The 6,446-nt window shown below is 37.8% G+C and carries 6 protein-coding genes; 4 read left to right on the plus strand and 2 right to left on the minus strand.

Annotation, left to right across the window (positions count from 1 at the left end):
* Positions 1-84 precede the first annotated feature (84 nt).
* Positions 85-1,158, minus strand: a complete 1,074-nt coding sequence (locus tag JWG41_RS16230; RefSeq protein WP_205270762.1) for a M12 family metallopeptidase — start codon at positions 1,156-1,158, stop codon at positions 85-87.
* Positions 1,159-1,329: 171 nt separating this feature from the next.
* On the opposite strand from JWG41_RS16230, the gene JWG41_RS16235 reads away from it, so the two are divergent.
* The 4 genes from JWG41_RS16235 to JWG41_RS21265 all read left to right on the plus strand — a co-directional run bounded on the left by JWG41_RS16235 (position 1,330) and on the right by JWG41_RS21265 (position 5,039).
* The gene (locus JWG41_RS16235; RefSeq protein ID WP_205270761.1) at positions 1,330-1,677 is read left to right on the plus strand and encodes a hypothetical protein; all 348 of its coding nucleotides are present in this window, start codon (positions 1,330-1,332) and stop codon (positions 1,675-1,677) included.
* Positions 1,678-1,989: 312 nt separating this feature from the next.
* Entirely contained in the window at positions 1,990-2,490 is a 501-nt protein-coding gene (locus JWG41_RS16240; RefSeq protein WP_205270760.1) for a hypothetical protein, read from the plus strand.
* A 242-nt stretch (positions 2,491-2,732) separates the two neighbouring features.
* Entirely contained in the window at positions 2,733-3,653 is a 921-nt protein-coding gene (locus JWG41_RS16245) for an SH3 domain-containing protein (RefSeq protein WP_205270759.1), read from the plus strand.
* 261 nt (positions 3,654-3,914) lie between these two features.
* Positions 3,915-5,039 (plus strand): GGDEF domain-containing protein, encoded by a 1,125-nt coding sequence (locus tag JWG41_RS21265; RefSeq protein ID WP_332461302.1) that lies wholly within the window; start codon positions 3,915-3,917, stop codon positions 5,037-5,039.
* Positions 5,040-5,402: 363 nt separating this feature from the next.
* On the opposite strand, the gene JWG41_RS16255 is transcribed toward JWG41_RS21265, so the two are convergent.
* Complete coding sequence (locus JWG41_RS16255; RefSeq protein ID WP_205270758.1) at positions 5,403-5,867, minus strand: ankyrin repeat domain-containing protein; 465 nt, start codon at positions 5,865-5,867, stop codon at positions 5,403-5,405.
* Positions 5,868-6,446: the final 579 nt, after the last annotated feature.

Here is a 6,446-nt window from a genome sequence, read left to right on the forward strand (position 1 = left end):
TTCCCTCTATTTTCAATAAAAGGGTTTTGAGGAAGAGATTTGTCTCTGGAATATCGGTGCCAGGAAAGCAAACGGACAAACGAATCAATTCGGTTTACCAAGCACAACCTTACCTTTCGATTTTGAGGTGGTGGTGAAGGCCAGTTTGCACTGGGAATTAGAATCAATGACCCAAAGATGGCCTACATAGGTTTCTTGTTCATACCTAGCGTTAGGACGAATCGTTGCATACTTGGTTTTTTTACCCGCGCTAAACCAATATAATGTAAGAATTTCTTTCGTATTATTTTCAACACTGAACGAACTTGCGCCAGACACTTTCTCCGGCGTATTCGCTACGTTTTGGCAATTGATTTCAGAAACTCCCGATATTGTTTGAGATTGGGCAACCGGAATGACAGGAGTTATATTTTCTTCAGTCAAAGAAACTTTACCCGGATACATTTTTGCGATATTCATCTTATCCATTTCGGAAAGTTCCTCATTCGCTTCTACCGATGAACCATCTAACGTCCATGAAGCGGGATACGAGTAAACCATAATTGATAAGGGATCGTATTGGCTGAAATTGACGAGATTGCGGTCATGCGGCTTGATCACAAAATCGTCGACCATTTCCATCGTCCATCCTTGCTCTGACAGTTCGGCAAAAATTGCCTTTCGGTTCCATGCTGTTTTGTTGGATGGATTCTGGTGTTCGTGGTCTAAACCCAGAGCATGACCAAACTCGTGTAATATGGTAGATTTATCGATCCATTCGAGATTCATCGTACGTTCATCTTGCTCGAAATATTCTGCCTCGTTACCGATTGCCGAATTGGCGCCGTCACCGGGCACAAAATCAATACGGATGTCGGATTTTTGTCCCCGGAGTTGCGGGGCAGAGTCAAAGAATTCAAAACTCAGATTCGCATAACGCGTCCATTCGACGGCAAAGCGGCGCACAGCTTGGCGTTCGGCATTCGTGCCACCGAGAAAGAGGATCCGTATCGTCTTACCGTTTTTCCAGCGGGTGCCTTTCACTTCGACGGAGCGAGCGACGACTGTGGGTTGCGCGGGCGGTTTGGCGAAGCTCATGCGTTTACCGCCCTGGCTTGCAAAAATGGCGGTGCCTTGTATGATCAGGCAAACCACAAATATGATGGCAACGTTTTTCATAGTAATTCCCACTTTTCTCAGACAGCAAATGAAGCGATTTGCATTTCGTAAAATTTTTTATAATCAATAGAAGAAGTAAAGCCTAAAGTAAAATGGATTTGGTTTATCAGGGGTTTACAAAGTAAAAAAGATTCTTGACGATAAACAAAAAATAACTCTGATACATACGATATGGCTATCCGGATTTTTTTACTTACCATTGTCGGTTTTTTCTGCACACATTGCACATCGCTTGATCTCGCGGGAAAAAGTTATGAAGGTAAACCGAAAGAAAGCGCGCAGAAACCGAGAATCATAGGTGCGGTGCAAGCGGGACGAATCGATTTCGCGCCGGAAAAAGTGACTTATATTTTACCTGGCTCTGACCTAAAAAACATCGGCACCTATACGGTCTCAGCCGGCACGGTGACTATCCGCAATGCCACGGGGGTTACTTACACTTTTACGATCAAAGAAGACGGTAAGATCTTACTATGGAATGGTGTCGAACTTCGTCGCACAGATTTTTCCTGGCCCTAATCAACTCGAATGTCCTTCGTTATCCGATTCACGAGTTTCTCCTTGTATACAATCGGGTTTTTGGGCGAGTCCCCAAACAACCGTTCTCCATCTCCTTTGTTTTTTAACTAGGAATGATCTTTTCTCTTCCTTGGGGTCGGGCTATCCAGGGCTTCGGTCGCCGTTTGCGACCGCTAACGCGCCCTTACTATCCCTCTCGCGAGTTTGCTTTTACTACGAAGGAATCACTGGCGCACAATGATTCCGTTCAAAATCTGACATGACTTGGCCTAAACACAAAACAAAACTTGAATCAAAAAAGAGGATATGAAAATGCTAAAAACAATACTATCGCTAGTCAGTATCACTTACCTATTTGTGGGTTGTTACTCCTATATGGGTAAGGAATTACCAAATCGATTAAATGAAAAGTTGACTCCCAAAACAGGCCCATTGTCTTTTACTATCAACACTAGTGATTTAGACGATAAAGCATTGTTTGAAACCATCGTTGAAACTAATTTAAAAAACACGAATCTCTTTGATAAAGTTACAAAAATAAATGCCGGCGATAAAAAAGAAACAACACATCTGGACATCTATGTTTTCCCTGGTAACACCTACCAAAATGGTTGGATCACAGGAATGAGTTCCTTCTTTATGGGAATCACATTCGGCTTACTTCCTGGGATAGCAGAACGGAATCAAGTTTGGGATATTGATGTATATCATTCAGGAAAACAAACAAAATCATTTACGTTCACTCAAAGTAAAAATACATTTTTGGAATCATCCCGCTATTCATTTATCTATTCAATGATAAACGGGATGTAAATCATGAAATTGGAAAGAATGTAATCAACAATTTGTTCTTAAAATTACAATAGTAACGGATTTCTTTAGAAACGATTGTCACCTATGCCATTTAGATTCGAAAACGAAATAACGATCACCTCTTTTATTATAAAAATACTAGGGAACAATTTTACCGAATGAATGGCATGGGAACAGAGTTATTTTCTATGAATTGGGCTATGGATTGAATCATAAAGGGAAACTAGTCAGAAATGTTTAGAATGAAATCACACGCAAAATTCCTTATTTTCTTTTTATTTTTTTCATTCGCTTACGGATCAGATCAGCCGAAGAAAAAGGTTACGACAACCTGTCCCAAAAACTATTCTTGTATAATCACATATATAAGTTCTGAAGCGATTGCCATCTACGCTCGCAATTGGCAAAAGGAAATTATTGATAATGATGGCCCAGCGCCTTTGGACCAAATCACCCTCCTCAAAGACAAAGCCGGAAATTTTTTAGAAGTTGAGATTTCAAAAAATGTTTATTATTACAAAGGTTTTTGGAAGGGTAAGGAAATATTAATTAGTCGATTCGACTTAGATATTTCCAAGAGTTTACGGACCCTTGGATTGCAGACTATAATTTTATCAAAAGAAGCAGATCCTAATTCACCCCTAGTCGGAATTGTCCCAAAAAATACCCTCTTCGCTGTAAAAGAAAATACAAACCCGTTGTCAGAGCAAAATGGTTTCGTAAAAATAGAATACAATCATACTGTTGGATGGGTGAATCGAAGTTCGCTCAGCAATGATCCGTATGACATTCGTTATTACAATATTGGAATACAAGAAATTTCCAAACCTTATCATTTTTCTGCCTTTGAAAAGGATTTTAGTACCAAAATTAGATTTCGGGGAATGGACTTTCACTTACTAGAATGTATGATTTCCGATACAGAATGCCAAGGGAATCCAAGAATGGGTCGTTCTAGTTTTGGCGAGGACCAAGAAGCAGTGTATTTTGATCTCACATCTAAAAAAGGCTCCCTGTATTATTGTGAAATTAGGCGAGCGGATATTTTAGATGAACTGGAACGATTGGCTGAAGAACAGATTACCGAAGAAGAATTAACTCCATTTATGAACTGCGCTATCAAAGAAGAGGAAGAAATAAAAGGAGAGGAGGAATCAGAATAAATAAATCTGACTCGATTATAAATTCAGATTTAACTTTTGTGAACAATTTACATAACTCAAAACGAATATATTATTTTCCAGAAAATCAGAATTTATAGATAACAAAGAAGACCAGAATTACTAATCAAATTTACCTTGACTTTACCTTTAAGATCCTATCCTAAGTTTAATTCATTTTTTTATTAACTGATTCTGATTTACAACGATTCAATTTATGAAACATATTGAATAAATAAGTTTATTTAAGGAATTAACAGTTTGGTGAAAAATTCAAAAAATACAACAAGTTCGAACCAAAATATAAGCACAAAATCAATCTCACGATCCGAAAAGTTCCAAACTGCGAATTTGGCTCGTTGTGTTTATACTTTAATTATGGTCTTAGTCTTTTACTATTTTCATTTACCGTGGATTGTAATTATAGGTTCCATTCATCTTCTATTTTCAGTTCTATGGTTTGCACTCATTGAAATTGAAATCTTAGTTGAAAAGAATCATTGGTGGAGCGGATATGTTCCAGCAAGTTTCGATTTGATTTGGCTGACTGTTCTTGCATACGGAACCGGACACATTACTTCGTTTTTTATTTTGGGATACTTAGGCTCCATTGCTCTTAGCAGTATGTCTCTCGACCGCAATTATGGAATATATAATGCGTTTCTAGCGACTCTTCTGTTTAGCTCCATGGGATTTTTAGTCTATTACGAAGTATTACCTTTAATCAATATATTAATGCCTCCAATTAAACCGACTCTATTAAGTATATTAATTTCTTCTATTTTGCTTGGTGGCAGCTCATTTATAGTAAATCAGATTGTCTCGAAGTTATTCTTTTCTCTAACGGACGTTAACGAAAAACTATTAGCGATAGCTATGACCGATCCACTCACAGGATTATCAAATCGTCGATCCTTTCTTTCTAATTTGGAAGTTGAAATTGCTCGTAAACAAAGGAGCAATGGGACTTATCCAATTTCTTTTATACTATTTGATTTGGACCATTTTAAGAGCATCAATGATAATTATGGACATGATATCGGAGACCTTGTTTTACAGGAATTTTCGTCTATTTTAAAAACTTCACTTCGAAAGCAAGATTTCTCAGCTAGGTGGGGAGGAGAAGAATTTATCGTTCTTCTTCCAGATACAAATTTAGATGGGGCTGAAATAGTAGCAGAAAAAATCAGAAATTTAATTTCATTGATACGATTATCTGTTAACCAAACAGAAATTAAATGTTCAGTAAGTGCCGGAGTTGCCATCATGAATTCAAAAGAAACAACGGCCGATTCAGTAATAAAAAAAGCAGACAATCTATTATACGAAGCTAAAAAAAGAGGGCGGAATCAAATTTGTTCAGAAAAAAACTTTCCTGAAATTGTTTGATGTGCCAATTCAAAAGATGGGATCAAATTTCTCAATGCCCTCCTCCTCCTCCCGACGAGGAATGACCACCACCTCCAGAACGACTACCTGACCGATTGGAGGTAGTAGCGCGGGATGAGGAAGAATGATATTTCGAATCACAACTGGAGTAACAACCCATATAAAGGACAGGACAGGTAAGATTCACTTGATTGGTATTTGTAGAGGAACTTTGCATAGTGATAATATAACAAAGTGATTGGTCAGAAACACACTTTTGCCTACAACTATCGATCGAATGATTGGAAAATGTATTGGAACATCTAACAAACAACAACAAAAATAAACATGAAATGAATAAACTCGGAGAGAAATGGAGAATCTTCATTTAGCACCTTTCTCCATTAACAACCTAACAATCTCTTCCCTTTCGGAAAAGAGAATTTCAGACAAGGCAGTGTGACCCTCATTCGTGACTAAATTAGGATTTGCTCCTGCATCGAGTAATATCTTAACTATTCTCGGATAACGATTATAAGATGCCATCATTAGGGCAGTATGTCCGTTTCTGGTTTTTGCATTTAATTCGACTTTCACGGAAACTAATAGTGATACAATTTCAGTGTGACCTTCTTTAGAAGCTATCATAAGAGGTGTTAGTCTTTCGAATGTGTCTTCAGGACTATTAATATCGTATCCTAAATTTATTAGTTGTCTGACTCTTTCCGTATTACCTATTGCAACCTGGTAATAAAGATTGTAAAATCGATCTTCTGATCTCGTTTGAACATTCGCACATTGAATCGTCAATAGGAGAAAACTGAATACAAGGTAAACTATTCGTTTCATGATTGCATTTTCGCATGACACAAACCATTTCGAAATAGTGGATTTCCGCAAATGTGGGAAACTACTAAGTGTAATATGGAATCATAGAAATATTTTCGTTTACTTTTATTAATACAGAACTATCAGAAAATAATTTATGCAAGCAGGAGTATAATAGAACGAAAAACACCATTTAAAATAAAGTATAGTCGCCTTTAAACTAGCGCCTATGCTCTGCATTGCGTCATCACCGTGCAATATGGTGCAAAGGTGAAAAGATTTAGAATAAAATTTCCGAAGCGATCAAGGTTCTTTTCAAAAACGATAGGTTGTGTTATAGAGGAAATTCGTGAAGCCCACGAGCCACACCCCTCCACCCTAACTCGGGCGGGGGTTTGTAGATTCACCCCCACATTATGTCTCATTAGAAATCTCTTCCTAACTTCTCCCCACTTTCCCTCTTGCGCATAAAAAAACCCCGCTTGTTTAAAAGCGAGGTTTGTAGTGAACAATGGTTAATGATTTTGGTCATTTCTGACCAACTTTTACAATATACAACGTAGCGTGACAACAATCCTAACGAAAGGTAATTGGTTTCCT

This window comes from Leptospira chreensis (assembly GCF_016919165.1).
Lineage (GTDB): Bacteria > Spirochaetota > Leptospiria > Leptospirales > Leptospiraceae > Leptospira_A > Leptospira_A chreensis.

Excerpts from the sequence above, each read along its gene's own strand:
- JWG41_RS16240 (WP_205270760.1), top strand. The coding sequence starts at position 1,990 with ATGCTAAAAACAATACTATCGCTAGTCAGTATCACTTACCTATTTGTG.
- JWG41_RS16235 (WP_205270761.1), top strand. The coding sequence starts at position 1,330 with ATGGCTATCCGGATTTTTTTACTTACCATTGTCGGTTTTTTCTGCACA.
- JWG41_RS16255 (WP_205270758.1), bottom strand. The coding sequence starts at position 5,867 with ATGAAACGAATAGTTTACCTTGTATTCAGTTTTCTCCTATTGACGATT.
- JWG41_RS16245 (WP_205270759.1), top strand. The coding sequence starts at position 2,733 with ATGAAATCACACGCAAAATTCCTTATTTTCTTTTTATTTTTTTCATTC.
- JWG41_RS16230 (WP_205270762.1), bottom strand. The coding sequence starts at position 1,158 with ATGAAAAACGTTGCCATCATATTTGTGGTTTGCCTGATCATACAAGGC.